Origin of the sequence: Mesorhizobium sp. M7A.F.Ca.CA.004.04.2.1 (assembly GCF_004022825.1) — a bacterium.
GTDB lineage: Bacteria > Pseudomonadota > Alphaproteobacteria > Rhizobiales > Rhizobiaceae > Mesorhizobium.
In genome coordinates this window covers 1-540 of record NZ_RZPH01001720.1, presented here as the reverse complement: position 1 = coordinate 540, position 540 = coordinate 1, and the positions used below count along the sequence as shown (strand labels likewise).

Here is a 540-nt window from a genome sequence, read left to right as displayed (position 1 = left end):
GGTCAGACACACGCCTGTGCTGGCCGGCGTCAACGGCACCGACCCGTTCGTCATCATGCCGCTGCTGCTGGCAGAGCTGAAGACCATGGGCTTTTCCGGCGTGCAGAACTTTCCCACCATCGGCCTGTTCGACGGCAGCATGCGGCAAAGCTTCGAGGAAACCGGCATGGGCTTCGGGCTCGAGGTCGACATGATCGCCGAGGCGCACAAGCTCGATCTCTTGACCACGCCCTATGTCTTCAACCCCGACGAGGCCCGCGCCATGACAAAAGCCGGCGCCGACATCGTCGTCGCCCATATGGGTGTGACGACAGGCGGCTCGATCGGCGCCACCTCGGCCAAGTCGCTCGACGACTGCATCGTCGAGATCGATGCCATCGCCGACGCCGCGCGCTCGGTGCGCAAGGACGTCATCCTGCTTTGCCATGGCGGGCCGATCTCGATGCCCGACGACGCCCGCTACATCCTCTCCCATGCCAAGGGCCTGCACGGCTTCTATGGCGCCAGCTCGATGGAACGGCTGCCGGCGGAAGCCGCGAT

The 540-nt window shown here is 65.2% G+C and carries 1 protein-coding gene; it reads left to right on the top strand.

All coding sequences use genetic code 11. The annotated features are described in order from the left end of the window. The coding region (locus tag EN893_RS37200; RefSeq protein WP_164901557.1) for a phosphoenolpyruvate hydrolase family protein at nucleotides 1-540 on the top strand (540 nt) is incomplete at both ends.